The sequence below is a fragment of the Sphingomonas sp. genome (genome assembly GCF_035555815.1).
GTDB lineage: Bacteria > Pseudomonadota > Alphaproteobacteria > Sphingomonadales > Sphingomonadaceae > Sphingomonas.
Genome location: NZ_DATMGG010000029.1, coordinates 1 through 15,787 on the forward strand (window position 1 = coordinate 1; position 15,787 = coordinate 15,787).

Sequence of the window (15,787 nt, forward strand, 5' to 3'; positions counted from 1 at the left end):
GCCGCCGTCAGGATCGCGGCGCGGTCAAGGATCGCGTCGAGCAATCCGTCGCCGCCCCCGTCCAGCCGCTCGGCCGCCGCACCGTCAAAGGCGACGTCGGCATGGCTGCGGAAATCGGCCAGGTGCCGCCGCGTCCGCGTCACCCCCGCGCCGTCCTCGACCAGATAGACACCATCGCTCGCCGCGACGACGAACAGCCCGGCGGTGTCGCCTTCCGCGACGAACGCCTTGGTGCCGCTGATCTTGCCCGCCGCCACGCTCGTCGCGATCGCCGCCGGATCGTGGCGCCCCCCTTCGTCGATCGCCAGCGCGGCAACCAGTTCGCCCGACGCGATCCGCGGCAGATACGCCTGTTTCTGCGCGTCACTCCCGCCCAGCAGGATCGCCGCCGCCGCACCCGCGCTCGCCGCCAGCGGGGTCGCGGTCAGCGTCTTGCCGAGTTCCTCGATCACCAGCCCCAGGCTCAGCCAGCCGAAATCGCTCCCCCCATAGGCTTCGGGGATGATGATCCCGGTCCATCCCATGCCGGCGACCTCGGCCAGCACCGCCGGATCATACCCCGCCGCGCCATCGGCATCGCGCACCTTGCGCCACGCCGCCACCGGGCTTTCGTTGCGGGTCCATTCGCGCGCCATGTCGCGCAGCATCGTCTGTTCTTCGCTCAGAACGGCCATGACAATCCCTCTCCAAATTCTCCGCCGTCATGCCGGACCTGTTCCGGCACCCGCCGTGCGGCACGCGAGACGGTCGAAGCCATCCTCCAGCGCCGCCCGCCCGGTGGACCCCGGCCCTGGCCGGGGTGACGGACGCTATTGATGATCCAGCATCCCCAGGATGCGCTTGGCGATCACATTGTTCTGGATCTCGGTCGATCCGCCGTAGATCGTCGTCGCCTTGCCGAACAACCACGTCCGCGTCGCGGTCAGCTCCTCCGGGGTAAAGCCTTCGCCAGCCCAGCCCAGCCCCTGCAACCCCTCGATCTCGATGATCAGCTCGGCGCGCTCCTGACCCAGCTTTGTCCCGATCGTCTTGAGGATCGACGACACCTCGGACACGCCGCCAACCGCCTTGGATTCGGCCATGATCCGCATCGCGGTGAGCTGGAATACGCGCCAGTCCATCTCGAACTTGGCGATGCGCGCGCGCAATTCGCGGTCCGCGATCAGGCCGTCCTTGTCGGTCCCCACATGCGTCTTGGCCAGCTCGGCCAGGCTCGATCCCGCCGCCAGCATCCGCGCGCCGCCACCGGACAAATTGGTGCGCTCGTGTTGCAACAGCCGCTTGCCGATCGTCCAGCCCTGCCCCTCCTCGCCAACGCGATCGGATTTGGGCACCTTCACGTCGGTGAAGAACGTCTCGCAGAACGGCGACATGCCGCTGATCATCTGGATCGGCTTCACCTCGACGCCGGGCGCGGTCATGTCGATCAGGACAAAGCTGATGCCGCCCTGCTTCTGGCTCTTGTCGGTGCGCACCAGGCAAAAGCATTTGTCCGCCCATTGCCCGCCCGACGTCCACGTCTTTTGCCCGTTGACGAGGTAATGGTCGCCATTGTCCTCGGCAAAGGTCTGGAGGTTCGCCAGGTCCGAACCGGCGTTCGGCTCCGAATAGCCCTGGCACCAGCGCACCTCACCGCGCGCGATCGCCGGGATATGCTCCTGCTTCTGCGCCTCGCTACCATATTCGAGCAGCGTCGGCCCGAACATCATCACCCCCATGCCGCCGATCGGGTTGGTCGCGCCGGCGCGGGCCATTTCCTCGGCCAGCACGCGCGCCTCCGCCCGGCTCAGCCCGCCGCCGCCATATTGCTTCGGCCAGGTCGGCACGCCCCAGCCCTTCTCGCCCATCGCCGCCTTCCACGCGGCCTCGTCGGGCGACAGCGCCGTCGGTCCCTCGACCGCCGACATGCTGTTGTCGACGCCGCGCAGCGACTTGGGAAAATGCGCGTCGATCCAGCCGCGCGCCTCCTGGCGAAAGGCGTCCAGCGCGTCGGTCTGGCTGTCAGGTTCGGCTAACGTCGCCATCGGGATCCTCCGGTCCTTATTCTTATCTTTCGAAACTGCGGTACGGGACAGGGCGCGTCAAGTCCGGCTTTATCGGCGTGCGTCGGGCAGTTTTCGCTGTCCTACATGACCCGATCTGTGGAAACGGGTGGCCGGGGAGCGGTGTGATGGTCACGCGAAGACGCGAAGGAGAAAAGGTTTCGGGTTCACGCGGAGACGCGGAGGGGTTGCGCCTGCCGCACCCTCAGCCGCGCCAGCGGCCTTCCGGAACCCGCGCGCAACAGGGTTGAAGATCCCGCTGACGCGAGACGCAGCGACGGGCGCAACCCTCCGCGTCTCCGCCTCCGCGCGAACACATTCTTCCTTCTTCTTCGCAGCTTCGCGTCTTCGCGTGACTCCCGCTTCGCCCGGCATCCACGCCACCCGACACCCCGATCAGGTGTGACCTTCGTGTGACCTTCGGCCGCCCGTGCCCCGTTGCGTAACGATCCGCCCAGACCCATCTGCGGCCCGACACAGCCGCACCACGGCCGAAAAAACAGGAGCGCGTCGATGATCGATCTCTACTACTGGCCCACCCCCAATGGTCACAAGATCACCCTGTTCCTCGAGGAAGCGGGCGTCCCCTATGACATCCACCCGGTCAACATCGGCGCGGGCGACCAGTTCAATCCCGAGTTCCTGAAGTTCTCGCCCAACAACCGGATGCCGGCGATCATCGACACCGCCCCCGCCGACGGCGGCGATCCCGTCAGCGTGTTCGAAAGCGGCGCGATCCTGATCTACCTCGCGCTGAAGGAGGGCAAATTCTACGGCGACACCACGCGGGAGCGTACCGACATCCTGCAATGGCTGATGTGGCAGATGGGCGGGCTTGGCCCGATGGCCGGGCAGAACGGCCATTTCAACGTCTACGCGCCGGAAAAGGTGCCCTATGCCATCGATCGCTATACCAAGGAGACCAACCGGCTCTACGGCGTGCTCGACCGGCGGCTGGAGGGGCGCGACTTCGTCGCCGGCAGCGGCTATTCGATCGCCGACATGGCGATCTATCCGTGGATCGTCCCGCATCAGGCGCACAAGCAGGACTTGAACGACTTCCCCTACGTCCAGCGCTGGTTCGAGGGCATCAAGGCGCGCCCGGCGACGATCCGCGCCTATGCGAAGGGCGGCGAGGTCCAGAGCTATGCCAAGCCGATGAGCGACGAGGAGCGCAAGGTGCTGTTCGGCCAGACCGCGGGCAATGGCAAGCCCGCCTGACCGCCGCTATCGGTGAGTCGCAGCGGGCAGCAACCATGATCGGGCGGCGGCGATGACCTATCTTGTCTACATCGCCGCCGCGCTCGCCGAAATCGGCGGGTGCTTCGCCTTCTGGGCCTGGCTCCGGCTCGGGCGATCGATGTGGTGGATCGCTCCCGGCATCGCCTCTCTGGTGCTGTTCGCGTGGCTTCTGACGCTGATCGATACCGACAATGCCGGGCGCGCCTATGCGGCCTATGGCGGCATCTACATACTGTGCGCGCTGGCGTGGCTGTGGCTCGCGGAAGGCGTGATGCCGGATCGCTGGGACGTGATCGGCGTCGGCATCTGCCTGGTCGGCTCGGCCGTGATCCTGTGGGCGCCGCGCGGGCCGTAGTCCCGCCGCAATCCCGTCACCCCCGGACTCCTTCGGGGGTCCACCGCGCGGCAGACGACGGTCGAGCGGTTCAGGACACAACGGACAGGGCTTGCCCCCTCGCTACATCTCCTTCCCCGGCCGCCGCGACAGCCCGACGTCCAGATGCGCGCCGGCGTCCAGTTCGATCACCTCGCCGGTGATCACCCGGCTGGCGGGATCGAGCAGCATCACGATCGGCCCGGCGACATCCTCCGCCATCGTCGCCATCGCCATCGGCACGCTGGCCGCGATCCGCTGGTTGAGCGCGGCGAACCCCGCCTCGCCCAGCCGGTTCTCGTACCAGCCCGTGCCCACATAGCTGGGCGCCACGGCATTCATGCGGATTCCCGGCGCCAGTACCCGCGCCAGGCTCCTCGTCATGGTGATCAGCGCGCCCTTCGACGCGGCATAGGCCACCGACGATCCGATGCCGTGCACCCCCGCGACCGAGGCGACGTTGACCACCGCGCCGTGCGGCCCCGCCTTCAGCGCCGGGGTGCAGGCACGCACCATCTGGAACGCGCCGATCAGGTTGAGCCGGTACAGGTCGATGAAGTCGTCGGCGGTCAGCGCGTCCAGATCCTCATGCGCGGCGAACTTGGTCTTGCCGGCGTTGTTGACCAGGAAGTCGATCCGTCCGAACGCCTCGGTCGCCGCACCGGCCAGCGCGCGGCATTGCGCGTCGTCGGCGACGTCGGCCTGCACCGCGATCGCGCCGTTGCCGACCTCCGCCGCCAGCGCCTCCGCCGCATCGCGGCTGGAGGCATAGTTGATGACGCACGTGATGCCGCGCGCCGCCAATGCGCGCACCACCGCCGCGCCGATGCCGGTGCCACCGCCGGTGACGATCGCCACGCCGTCCATCAGACCGCCTTCGCGCTCGGCCGCGCCGACACGCGGCGATGCCAGTCGTTGAGCCGGACCAGATCCTCGGGCACCGTCAGGCCGACAAAGGTGGCGAAGTCGATCGTCGTCAGCAGCGTGATGTCGGCCACGCTGAACTGTTCGCCCGCCAGGTACGGCGTCTCACCCAGCGCGGCGTCGCACAGCGCGAGCGCGCGATCGACCAGCGGCCGGTTGCTCTCGCCGAAGTCCGTGAACTGGTGCGGCATGACGCGCGCCATGAACGGGTGGGTGTGCGCCCAGATCGCCCCGACCGGCACCATCAACCGCAATTCGATTCGGCGGACCCACATATCGATCCGCGCAGATTCCAGCGCCGTCGCCCCGAACAGCGGCGGATCGGTGTACAGCGCCTCCAGATAGCGGCAGATCGACAGGCTCTCGGTCAGCACCTCTCCATCGTCGAGCACCAGCGCCGGGGTCTGGCCGAGCGGGTTGACCGCCAGATAGGCGTCACCGCGATGCTCGCCCTTGGCGATCGAGATGGTCTGCGTCGGCAGGGCGACGCCCTTTTCCGCGGCGAAGATGCGGACGCGGCGCGGATTGGGTGCGGGGTCGGGGGTGTCGTAGAACAGCATCACTCTCACCTGTTGTCTTTTCGAACATCGCGTATGGCATTCCGCGTGGCTTGCGCCTAGCTGCGTCGGCGAAGAAACAGGAGACGCCATGTCGACCGCCGCGGAGATCCTCGCGCAGCCCTTTGGAACGCTTTCCGATCTGATCGCCGCCCATGCGCGGGAGCGCGGCGACCGGACCGCGCTCGCGCAGGACGATCGCACGCTCAGCTACGCCGCGCTCGATACGGCGATGAACAACGTTGCCGCCGCGATCCAGCGGGAGGGCGTCGCGCCACGCACCGCGATCGCCATCGCCGCCGCGCCGTCGATCGAATATGCCTGCGCGTTCCTGGGCGCACTGCGCGCCGGCTGCGTTCCGGCCCCCCTCGCGCCCTCGTCCACCGGCGATCAGATGGCGGCGATGATCGCCGATTGCGGTGCGCCGATCCTGTTCCTCGACGCCGCCGCCGCCGCGACGCTGGGCGACCGTCCGGTCGCGGCGAAGCGAGTCGCGCTCGACGACAGCGATGCCGGCATCCCGCATCGCGATTTCGCGCGCCCCGGCATCCCGCAGCCGGTCGCCATCGCCCCCGACGATCCGTTCAACATCATCTATTCCTCGGGCACCACCGGCACGCCGAAGGGGATCGTCCAGCCGCACGCGATGCGGTGGGCGCATGTCATCGTCAACGCGGAAGCCGGCTTTGGCGACGGGGTGACGATGATCTCCACCCCGCTCTATTCCAACACCACCCTGGTCAGTTTCCTGCCGACGCTGGCGTGGGGCGGCACCGCGGTGCTGCTCGGCAAGTTCGACGCGCAGCGGTTTCTCCAGATGGCGGAAAAGCACCGCGCCACCCACGCGATGCTGGTGCCGGTCCAATATGCGCGGATCATGGCGATGCCCGATTTCAACCGCTACGACCTGTCCGCCTTCCGGCTCAAGACCTGTACCTCCGCGCCCTTCTCCGCCGCGCTGAAGGCCGACATCCTCGCGCGCTGGCCGGGGCTGCTGGTCGAATATTACGGCATGACGGAAGGAGGCGGCACCTGCGTGCTGATCGCCAACGCTTTCCCCGACAAGCTCCACACCGTCGGCCGTCCGGCCGAGGGGCACGACATCCGCCTGATCGACGACGACGGCAATGAGGTGCCGCCGGGTGAAATGGGCGAGGTGGTCGGACGATCGGGCGCGATGATGAGCGGCTATCACGGCCGTGCCGACGCCAGCAGCGCCGCCGAATGGTTCGACGCCGAAGGCAACCGCTTCATCCGCCACGGCGACGTCGGGCGGTTCGATGCCGACGGCTTCCTGACGCTGCTCGACCGCAAGAAGGACGTCATCATCTCCGGCGGGTTCAACATCTACCCCTCGGATATCGAGGCGGTGATGGCCGGGCACCCCGACGTTGCCGACGGCACCGTCGTCGGGGTCGATTCTGAGGAATGGGGAGAAACGCCGATCGCGTTCTACGTGCCCCGATCGGGCGGCTCCTCCGATCCCGATGCCGTACTGGCATGGGTCAACGAACGGGTCGGCAAGACCCAGCGGCTGCGCGGGATCGAGCGCGTCGACGAACTGCCGCGCAGCGCGATCGGCAAGGTGCTGAAGCGTGAACTGCGCGATCGCTATCAGGCGGCGAGGACCACCGCATGAGCGCGCTCGCTGATATCCTGGCCGGCTCCCGCCCGGTCGAGGGGGGATTCCAGGTCGATATCCCCGCCGACTGGCTCCAGGGCCGCACCGCCTATGGCGGGCTGTCGTCGGCGCTGGCGCTGCACGCCGCCAAGCTGAGCGAAGTCGACCTGCCGCCGCTGCGGTCGGCGCTTGTCGCGTTCGTCGGGCCGCTCGCCGGGGCGGTGACGGTGACCGCACAGCGGCTGCGGCGCGGACGCAACGCGGTGTTCGTCGAATCGACGATCACCTCCGAAGCGGGGCTGGGCTATCGCGCGACCTTTGTTTTCATGGCCGACCTGACCTCCGCGATCGCCTATGACGTCACCACGCCCGGCGATCATCGCCCCCCGCCGGCCGATGCCGAGCTCTACACCGGGCCGACCGGTTTCTTCACCGGCAATTTCAACTTCTTCGACATGAAGGCGCACGTCGGCCCGGCCGAATGGCTGCGCTGGGGGCGCCTGCGCGAACGCGATGGGCTCGACCCCGAAACCCACCTGATCGCGGTCGCCGACGCGCTGCCGCCCGCCGCTTTCGCGCTGCTGCGCGACAACAAGGCGGCGATGAGTTCGCTGACCTGGATCGTCAACCTGCTGGTGCCGCGCCCCGAGACGGCCGACGGCTGGTGGCTGCTCCATAGCCGCACCGATCGCGCCTTCGCCGGCTATTCGAGCCAGCGCATGACGGTGTACAACGCCGACGGCGTGCCGGTGATCGAGGCGATGCAGGGTGTGGCGATGTTCGGCTGACATCGCGACAAGTTGCGACAATATGCGGGTGCGCTGACACACCGGCGCGACACGCGGCCGGCATATTCCTGATCGTCGTCGCTCCCCCCTTGGCGACGTGAAAGGACAGCCTGTTCGATGAAGACCTATCTGATAGCCGTCGCGCTGGGCGCCACCGCGATCGGCGGCGTGGCGATCGCGTCGCAATCGACCGCGCCGGCGGCAACGGCCGGGCATCCGATGCGCGGCGACGCCAATGGCGACGGGCGACTGACCCGCGCCGAGTTCCTTGCCGGCGCCGAGGCCCGCTTCGCCCGGATCGACACCAACCACGACGGCGTCCTCAGCCGTGACGAGCGCCGCGCCGGTTTCCGCGCGATGCGGCCGATGCCCGGCCGCGCCATGCCGATGGGAATGCAGCGCGGCGGCATCGGCGGTCGGATGCTGGCCGGGCTCGACGCCGACGGCGACGGCCGGATCAGCCGCGCGGAAAGCGACGCCTCCGCGGCCAGGCAGTTCCAGGCGCTCGACACCAACAACGACGGCCGCATCGACGCCGCCGAGCGCAAGGCGGCAGATGGCGGCCCCGGCCCCGGACCCGGCATGGCCCGGATGCTCGACCGGCTCGACCGGGATGGCGACGGCATCATCACCCGCGCCGAGTATGACGCGCAATCCAAGGCGCGCTTCGACCGGATGGACACTAACCACGACGGCTTCATCGACGCCGCCGAGCGCGACGCGATGATGCAGGGCATGCGTCGCGGTCCCGACGGGCCGGGCGGTCCGCCGCCGGGCAACTGAACGCCCTCGCCGCCGGTCATGCCGGTGCCTGGCCGACGGTGCGCGACCCAGCGCCGGGATGGGGTGCCTCCTCCCCCGCCCCGGCGCTGGCAATCGGGATTTGATCCCGGTCCTTGTTCCAATTGAGCACAGACTCTAGCACGATGGACATGTCCGCAGACCTCCCTCACCTCCTGCTCGTCGACGACGAGCGTTCGATCCGCGAGCCGCTCGCGCAATATCTGACCAAGCAGGGGTTTCGTGTCACCCAGGCGGGCGACGCGGAAGGCGCGCGGGCGCGGATGACCGCTTATGCGATCGATCTGGTCGTGCTCGATATCATGATGCCGGGCGAGGACGGGCTGTCCCTGTGCCGCCACATCCGCGCGACCAGCGACACCCCGGTGATCCTGCTGACCGCGCGCAGCGAGGAAACCGATCGCATCGTCGGGCTGGAGATGGGCGCCGACGATTATGTGGTGAAGCCGTTTTCGCCGCGCGAGCTGACCGCGCGCATCCGCGTGGTGCTGCGCCGGGTACAGGGCGGCGCCGCGCGCCAGCACGGGCCGGAAACCGGCTCCTACGCCTTCGCCGGCTGGGTGCTCAAGACCGGCGAGCGCGCGCTGGTCGATCGGGAGGGCGTGTCGGTGCCGCTGTCGACCGGCGAATACAACCTGCTGCTCGCGCTGGTGACGCGCCCCCGGCAGGTGCTGACCCGCGACCAGCTGCTCGACCTGACCCAGGGGCGCGAGGCGGCGGCGTTCGACCGGGCGATCGACAATCAGGTCAGCCGGCTGCGCAAGAAGATCGAGACCGACGCCAAGGCGCCGGCGCTGATCAAGACCGTGTGGGGCGGCGGCTACACCCTCGCCGCCGAAGTCACCCGATTGTGAGGCCGTTGTGAGGTTCGGCCCGCGCAGCCTGCCCGGCCAGCTCGCGCTGCTGGTCGCGATCGCGCTGTTCGTGGCGCAGGCGATCAACTTCGCGTTCCTGCTGCGCGAGCGACGGCAACTGCGGCTGGCGGGGACCACCGGCCCGGCGGTGACGCGACTGGTCGACGCGTTCGAGCGGCTCGACAGCGGGCGACCGCTGTCGACCGATCGCCAGCGCGGGCGGGTCCGCCTCGCCCCGGTCAATCCCTTGGCCGCCGATCTGCCTGCCGTGCCCGATGTCGAGGCGGCGATCCGCAGCGGTCTGCGAGAGGCCGGGGTGAACGCTGGCCGGATCGCCACCGGCATTCGCCCGTTCAATGACAGCGACGCACGATTCGATCGTCGGCGCGACAATCCCAAGGCGCGCGGCGACACCCGCGATCGCCATGATTTCGCGGTGCTCACCATCGCGGTCGAATCACCGAAACACGGGTGGCTGACACTGTCGGGGCCGTGGCCCCGGACCGAGCGCGGGCTGGTGGGGCAACTCATCGCGCAGACGCTGATCCTCTATGTCATCATGCTGCTGGCGGTGTTGTGGATCGGTCGCCGCATCGCCCGGCCGCTGCGCACATTGGCGGAGGCAACCCGCGATTTCCGGCCCGGTGACGGCGCGCCGCCGCTGCGCGAGGAGGGGCCGACCGACGTGCGCGCGGTGATCGCCGCCTACAACGCGCTGCGGACACGCGTTGTCGCGATGCTCGACGAAAAGGACCGGATGCTGGGTGCGATAGGCCACGATCTGCGCACGCCGCTGGCGGCGCTGCGCGTCCGCATCGAATCGGTGGAGGACGACGCCGATCGCGCGAAGATGGCGGACACCATCGACGAGATGGCGCGCACGCTGGAGGACATCCTGTCGCTGGCGCGCCTAGGCCGCCCCAGCGAGCCACCGACCGAGGTCGATCTGGCCGCGCTGGTCGATGCGGTAGTCGAGGATTTCCGCGACCTGGGGCATGACATCGCGGCGGACGATTTCGACCGCCTGCCGATGCGGCTACGCCCCGCGCTGATGCGCCGCGCGGTCCGCAACCTGATCGAGAACGCGATCAAATATGCCAGCCAGGTCGAGGTCACGGTGCAGCGGACCGATCGGGGCGCGCGGATCGAGGTGCTCGATCGCGGGCCGGGCATCGCGCCGGACAAGCTGGCGGCGGTGTTCGAGGCGTTCATCCGCGTCGAGGATTCGCGCAACCGGGAGACCGGCGGGATCGGCCTGGGCCTCGCCCTCACCCGCGCGATCGTCGAGGAGGCGGGCGGCACGATCGTGCTCGCCAATCGCGACGGCGGCGGCCTGGCCGCCACCATCGACCTGCCGCGCGGCTGATCGCATGGCTGAACGCGCGGCTGATCGCGCGGCGGTGCAACCCGGTCGCCGCCCATCCGTTCAGCGCCGACCTGAATGGGACGCCCCGCCTTTCCGATGCTACAGCCCCCGCCGATGATCACCGTAGCCAGCTACAACATGCACAAGGCCGTCGGCACCGATCGCCGCCGCGTTCCCGAGCGCACGCTGGCGGTGCTGCGCGAGATCGACGCCGATGTGATCGCGTTGCAGGAGGCCGACCGCCGCTTCGGCCGGCGCGAGGGGGTGATCCCGCTCCACCTGCTCGAGGAACATTCGCCGTGGAAGGCGATCCCGTTCGGCGCGCGCGCACACAGCATGGGCTGGCACGGCAACGCGCTGCTGGTGCGCAAGGACGTGGTGATCGCCGATTGTGAAGCGATCCACCTGCCCGCGCTGGAACCGCGCGGCGCGGTGATGGCCGACGTCCGGATTAACGGCGTGATGCTGCGGGTGGTGGGGATGCACCTCGATCTGTCGGGGCTGTGGCGCCGCCGGCAGGCGCACGCGATCCTCGCCCACCTCGCCGCCTCCTCCGCCCAGCATCCGACCGTACTGATGGGCGATCTCAACGAATGGAGCCGGCAGTCGGGGTGCCTGCGCGATTTCGGCCACAGCTTCGCCGCCGCCCCGACCGGCCCCAGCTTCCACGCGCGGCGGCCGGTGGCGCGGCTCGACCGGATCATGGTCTCGCCCGGACTCAGGGTGGTCGAATGCGGGGTGCACAACAGCGCGGCGGCGCGTAGCGCGTCCGATCATCTGCCCGTGTGGGCGCGGCTCGACGCCGGCTGACACGCACGGGTCGCGAAAATCGCCACGTGCCCTATGCTGGGATTGGCAAGGGAAAGAGGTGTAACCGCTCGTCATGCGCGAGAAGGAACTGAGACTGGCGCTGGTGTGCTACGGCGGCATCAGCCTGGCGGTGTACATGCACGGCATCACCGGGGAAATCTGGCGGCTCGCCCGCGCCAGCCGCGCCTACCATGAGGGCGACGAATCGTTGACCGGCAGCCCTGCCGTCTACCGCGCGCTGCTGGAGGAGATCGCCGACACCGCGCAGGTCCGGCTGCGCGTGCTGGTCGACATCGTCGCCGGGGCCAGCGCGGGCGGGATCAATGGCATTTTCCTGGCGCAGGCGATCGCGACCGGCCAGTCGCTCGATCCGCTGACCGACCTGTGGCTGGACGGCGCCGATATCGAGGCGCTGCTCGATACCGACGCGGCGCCGCACCGATTCTCGAAGCTGTGGGCGACGCCGATCGCCTGGTTGGCCGCCGACCGCGACGCGATCGCCGATACCGTCGAGCCGACCACGCGCGAAGAGGTGCGCCGCAAGCTTCAGCATTTCATCCGCTCGCGCTGGTTCGAACCACCGTTCGGCGGCAAGCGGCTGAGCCACATGCTGCTCGACGCCTTCGACGCGATGGCGAAGGGACCGCGCGGGCCACGCCTGCTGCCCGACGGCCAGCCGCTCGACCTGTTCGTCACCGTCACCGATTTTCGCGGACACCCCGAACGGCTCCGGCTCAACTCCCCGCCCGAAGTGGTGGAGACCGAGCATCGGCTGATCTTCCCCTTTTCCGACCACGGACAGGGAAGTTGCGGCGACCCCGTCGAGCTGGCGTTCGCCGCACGCGCGACGTCGAGCTTCCCCGGCGCGTTCCCGCCGCTGCGCCTCGCCGAGATGGACGAGGTGGTGAAGGAACGCGGCACGAAGTGGCGGGGCCGCGCCGCCTTCGTCGATAGGGTGCTGCCGCGCCACGCCGCCGCCAACGCCGCCGAAAGCGCGGTGCTGATCGACGGATCGGTGCTGGCCAACGCCCCGTTCCGCCCGGCGATCGACGTGCTGCGCGATCGCCCGGCCAAGCGCCAGATCGACCGCCGCTTCGTCTATGTCGATCCGATCCCCGGCTTTCACTTCAGCATGGGGACGACCAGCAGCGACCAGCCCGGGTTTTTCCAGACGATCCTGGGCGCGCTGTCCGAATTGCCGCGTCAGCAGCCGATCCGCGACAATCTGGAGGAGATCGACGCGCGCACCGACCGGATCGAACGGATGCGCGAGATTCTGGAGGGGCTGCGCAGCGAGGTCGAGACCGCGGTGATGGGCATCTTCGGCTACACGCTGTTCCTCGACTATCCGACCACCGCGCGGCTGGCGACGTGGCGGCGGCGCGCGCAGGTGGCCGCTGCGAAGAACGCCGGCCTGTCCTATTCCGCCTATGCCCGGCTGAAGCTGGTCGACGTCACCACGCTTACCGCCCGGCTGCTCGAGCTGGCGGGGGGCGAAACCAGCCCCGAGCGGCTGCGGTCCCTGCGCGAGCGGATCGGCGCGGCGATCGCGGCGCGCGGCGTGACGCCGGGAACCGCCAGCGACCTGTCGACCAGTTCGCCGATCGTCGCGTTCCTGCGCGCGCATGACCTCGGCTTTCGCATCCGTCGACTCCGCCTGCTCGCGCGGCGGCTGACCGAGATGGATGCGGCGGGCGACGACGAGCGGCTCCACCCGTTCCGCGACGCGCTCTATGCCAGCCTGTCCGACTATCTGGCCCTCGAACACAGCGAGCGTCATCGCGCGCTGCGCCGCGACGTGCGCGGGTTGAAGGACGATGCCGGGCCGCTGCTCAACGCGCTGGCGGCCGCGATGGACCTGCCGGGGATCGACGCCGAGACCGATCGGCGGCTGTCGGACGGCTTTTCGGCATTGCCGCGCGAGCTGCGTCGCCCGCTGCTGCTCGCCTATCTCGGCTTCCCTTTCTTCGACATCGCCACTTTGCCGCTGTTGCAGGGCGAAGGGCTGGACGAATTCGATCCGGTGCGGGTCGACCGTATCTCGCCCGACGACGCGCAGTCGATCCGCATCGGCGGCGCGGCGGCGACGTTGAAGGGAATCCAGTTCCACAATTTCGGTGCCTTCTTCAGCCGTGCCTATCGGGAGAACGATTATCTGTGGGGCCGCCTGCACGGCGCCGACCGGCTGATCGACATCGTCGTGTCGACGCTGCCCGACGGAATTGGGCTGAAACCGGGCCGCGTCACCGCGATCAAGCGCGCGGCTTTCCTCGCCATCCTCGACGCCGAACAGCCGCGATTGACCGCGATCGCCGCCCTGTTCGATCAATTGCGCGCGGAAATCGGCTGATCGGGGTGGCCATTCGCGCCCGACCCACATAAGCTTGCCCCCATGCAGTTCCTCAAGACGTTGCTGATCGTGCTGATCGCCGGGCTGGCGGTCGCGTTCGCGATCAACAATTGGACGACGGTTCCGGTCGCGCTGTGGGGCGGGCTGATCGCCGACGTGAACCTGCCGCTGCTGATGGCGGTGTGCTTCCTGATCGGGCTGGTCCCGATGTGGCTGACCTGGCTGACCACACGCTGGCGGCTGCGCAACCGGCTGGCGACGACCGAGCGCACCGTGGCCGATCTGCGTCAGGTGACGGCCACCCCGGCTCCGCCTCCTACCCCCGCCGCCGACCTGTCGAACACGGGCACCGACCCGGCATGAGCCCGATCTACGTTGCCCTCGACACGCCCGATCTCGACCGCGCCCGCGCGATCGCCCAGCGCGTCCGCAACCATGTCGGCGGGATCAAGCTTGGCCTGGAATTCTTCATGGCCAACGGCCGTGCCGGGGTGCACGAAATGGCGGAGATCGGCCTGCCGATCTTCCTCGACCTGAAATTCCACGACATTCCCAATACCGTAGCGAAGGCGGTGCAGGCGCTGCGCCCGCTCGAGCCGGCGATCATCACCATCCACGCCGCCGGCGGCCGCGCGATGATGGAGGATGCCAAGGCGGCGGCGCCGCAGGGCACCAAGGTGGTGGCGGTGACGATGCTGACCAGCCTCGACGGCGGCGACCTCACCTCGATCGGGCTGAAACCCGATCCGCATGAGCAGGTGCTGCGCCTGACCGAGCTGGCAAGATCGGCCGGGGTCGACGGCATCGTCTGTTCGGGTGAGGAAGTCGCCGCCGCGCACAAGGCGTGGCATGACGGGTTCTTCGTCGTCCCCGGCGTCCGCCCGCCCGACGGCGCGAGCGGTGATCAGAAGCGCGTGGTCTCGCCGCGCCAGGCGCTCGATGCCGGCGCGTCGATCCTGGTGGTGGGGCGTCCGATCACGCAGGCGGACGATCCCGACCAGGCCGCGCGCGCGATCGGGGCGACGCTGTAGCCGACGTCGCACCGGCCAGATTGCAACCGGCCAGCCGCCCGCTATCTCGGCGGTATGACCGCCCCTCCCCCATCGATTCGGCTCGCCACCGCCGATGACCTGCCCCGGCTGCATCCGGTGATCGAGCGCGCCTATCGTGGCGAATCGGCGCGTGTCGGGTGGACGCACGAGGCTGACCTGCTCGACGGCGACCGCACCAGCCTGGACGTGCTGGAGGATATCCTCGCCCAGCCGAACCAGCGGCTGCTGGTCGCCGAGCGCGACGGCGATCTGATCGGCTGCGTCGCGGTGACCGGGTTGGCGAATCGCCTCGCCTATCTCGGGCAGCTCTGCGTTGAACCACGGCTTCAGGCCGCCGGCATCGGCCGTGTGCTGATCGACGCGGCGGAGGATTGCGCGCGCCGTACATTCGGTGCCGACCGCATCGAGATGACCGTGATCGAGCGTCGCACGGAGTTGATCGCCTATTATCTGCGGCGCGGCTATGCCGTCACCGGCGAACGGCGCGACTTCCCGATCCCGATCGACCCGCCGCTGTTCATGACCGTGCTGGAAAAGGCGCTGGGCTGATGCGGACCACCGCCAAGATCTGCGGCCTGTCGACCCCCGCGACGCTCGACTCCGCCATCGCCAGTGGGGCGAGCCATGTCGGCTTCGTCCATTTCGCGCCCAGCCCGCGCCATGTCGACCTCGCCCGCCTTGCCGGTCTCGCGGCGCGCGTCCCGGCCCGCGTCGCGCGCGTCGGCGTGCTGGTCGATCCCGACGATGCGCAGGTGGAGAGTATCGCTCCATTTGTAGACGTCCTCCAGCTTCACAAAGTCGCGCCCGACCGCGCCGCCGCCATCCGGGCCCGCTCGGGTCGGGAGATTTGGGCGGCCGTACCGGTCAAGACTCGCGGCGATCTCGACGCCGCCGTCCCCTATCACGGCGCCGCCGACCTGATCGTCTACGACGCGAAGACCCCGGACAGCGCCGCGCTGCCCGGCGGCATGGGGTTGCGGTTCGACTGGGCGTTGCTCGATCGTTTC

17 protein-coding genes are annotated in these 15,787 nt (G+C 69.0%); 13 read left to right on the forward strand and 4 right to left on the reverse strand.

Annotated elements, in window-relative coordinates; translation table 11 throughout:
* Window positions 1–674: acyl-CoA dehydrogenase family protein (locus tag VNR91_RS01630; protein WP_325489051.1), on the reverse strand; the 674-nt coding region annotated here is incomplete at its 3' end.
* Between the two features lie 135 nt (window positions 675–809).
* Window positions 810–2,024, reverse strand: a complete 1,215-nt coding sequence (locus tag VNR91_RS01635; RefSeq protein ID WP_325489052.1) for an acyl-CoA dehydrogenase family protein — start codon at window positions 2,022–2,024, stop codon at window positions 810–812.
* Window positions 2,025–2,555: 531 nt separating this feature from the next.
* On the opposite strand from VNR91_RS01635, the gene VNR91_RS01640 reads away from it, so the two are divergent.
* Both VNR91_RS01640 and VNR91_RS01645 read left to right on the forward strand, forming a co-directional pair.
* Window positions 2,556–3,263, forward strand: a complete 708-nt coding sequence (locus VNR91_RS01640; RefSeq protein WP_325489053.1) for a glutathione binding-like protein — start codon at window positions 2,556–2,558, stop codon at window positions 3,261–3,263.
* A gap of 52 nt (window positions 3,264–3,315) precedes the next feature.
* Entirely contained in the window at window positions 3,316–3,639 is a 324-nt protein-coding gene (locus VNR91_RS01645; protein WP_325489054.1) for a YnfA family protein, read from the forward strand.
* A gap of 102 nt (window positions 3,640–3,741) precedes the next feature.
* On the opposite strand, the gene VNR91_RS01650 is transcribed toward VNR91_RS01645, so the two are convergent.
* Complete coding sequence (locus VNR91_RS01650) at window positions 3,742–4,524, reverse strand: SDR family oxidoreductase (protein WP_325489055.1); 783 nt, start codon at window positions 4,522–4,524, stop codon at window positions 3,742–3,744.
* The gene (locus tag VNR91_RS01655; RefSeq protein ID WP_325489056.1) at window positions 4,524–5,141 is read right to left on the reverse strand and encodes a glutathione S-transferase family protein; all 618 of its coding nucleotides are present in this window, start codon (window positions 5,139–5,141) and stop codon (window positions 4,524–4,526) included. The genes VNR91_RS01650 and VNR91_RS01655 overlap by 1 nt, the downstream gene beginning before the upstream one ends.
* An 88-nt stretch (window positions 5,142–5,229) precedes the next feature.
* On the opposite strand from VNR91_RS01655, the gene VNR91_RS01660 reads away from it, so the two are divergent.
* From VNR91_RS01660 to VNR91_RS01710, 11 genes are all read left to right on the forward strand, one after another.
* Entirely contained in the window at window positions 5,230–6,777 is a 1,548-nt protein-coding gene (locus tag VNR91_RS01660; RefSeq protein ID WP_325489057.1) for a class I adenylate-forming enzyme family protein, read from the forward strand.
* The gene (locus tag VNR91_RS01665) at window positions 6,774–7,547 is read left to right on the forward strand and encodes a thioesterase family protein (RefSeq protein WP_325489058.1); all 774 of its coding nucleotides are present in this window, start codon (window positions 6,774–6,776) and stop codon (window positions 7,545–7,547) included. The genes VNR91_RS01660 and VNR91_RS01665 overlap by 4 nt, the downstream gene beginning before the upstream one ends.
* Before the next feature lie 117 nt (window positions 7,548–7,664).
* Window positions 7,665–8,330 (forward strand): hypothetical protein, encoded by a 666-nt coding sequence (locus VNR91_RS01670; protein ID WP_325489059.1) that lies wholly within the window; start codon window positions 7,665–7,667, stop codon window positions 8,328–8,330.
* Window positions 8,331–8,473: 143 nt separating this feature from the next.
* Window positions 8,474–9,202 carry a response regulator gene (locus VNR91_RS01675; protein ID WP_325489060.1) on the forward strand — a complete coding sequence of 243 codons (729 nt, stop codon included), beginning with the start codon at window positions 8,474–8,476 and terminating at the stop codon, window positions 9,200–9,202.
* Window positions 9,203–9,209: 7 nt separating this feature from the next.
* Complete coding sequence (locus VNR91_RS01680; RefSeq protein ID WP_325489061.1) at window positions 9,210–10,568, forward strand: HAMP domain-containing sensor histidine kinase; 1,359 nt, start codon at window positions 9,210–9,212, stop codon at window positions 10,566–10,568.
* A gap of 114 nt (window positions 10,569–10,682) precedes the next feature.
* Window positions 10,683–11,378, forward strand: coding sequence for an endonuclease/exonuclease/phosphatase family protein (locus VNR91_RS01685; RefSeq protein WP_325489062.1), 696 nt, complete (start codon window positions 10,683–10,685; stop codon window positions 11,376–11,378).
* A gap of 73 nt (window positions 11,379–11,451) precedes the next feature.
* Entirely contained in the window at window positions 11,452–13,728 is a 2,277-nt protein-coding gene (locus VNR91_RS01690) for a patatin-like protein (protein ID WP_325489063.1), read from the forward strand.
* A 42-nt stretch (window positions 13,729–13,770) separates the two neighbouring features.
* Window positions 13,771–14,091, forward strand: a complete 321-nt coding sequence (locus VNR91_RS01695) for a LapA family protein (RefSeq protein ID WP_325489064.1) — start codon at window positions 13,771–13,773, stop codon at window positions 14,089–14,091.
* The gene (gene pyrF / locus VNR91_RS01700; protein ID WP_325489065.1) at window positions 14,088–14,759 is read left to right on the forward strand and encodes an orotidine-5'-phosphate decarboxylase; all 672 of its coding nucleotides are present in this window, start codon (window positions 14,088–14,090) and stop codon (window positions 14,757–14,759) included. The genes VNR91_RS01695 and pyrF overlap by 4 nt, the downstream gene beginning before the upstream one ends.
* 54 nt (window positions 14,760–14,813) lie before the next feature.
* Window positions 14,814–15,329 (forward strand): GNAT family N-acetyltransferase, encoded by a 516-nt coding sequence (locus VNR91_RS01705; protein ID WP_325489066.1) that lies wholly within the window; start codon window positions 14,814–14,816, stop codon window positions 15,327–15,329.
* A partial coding sequence (locus tag VNR91_RS01710; RefSeq protein ID WP_325489067.1) for a phosphoribosylanthranilate isomerase occupies window positions 15,329–15,787 on the forward strand: 459 nt, incomplete at its 3' end. The genes VNR91_RS01705 and VNR91_RS01710, both read left to right, overlap by 1 nt.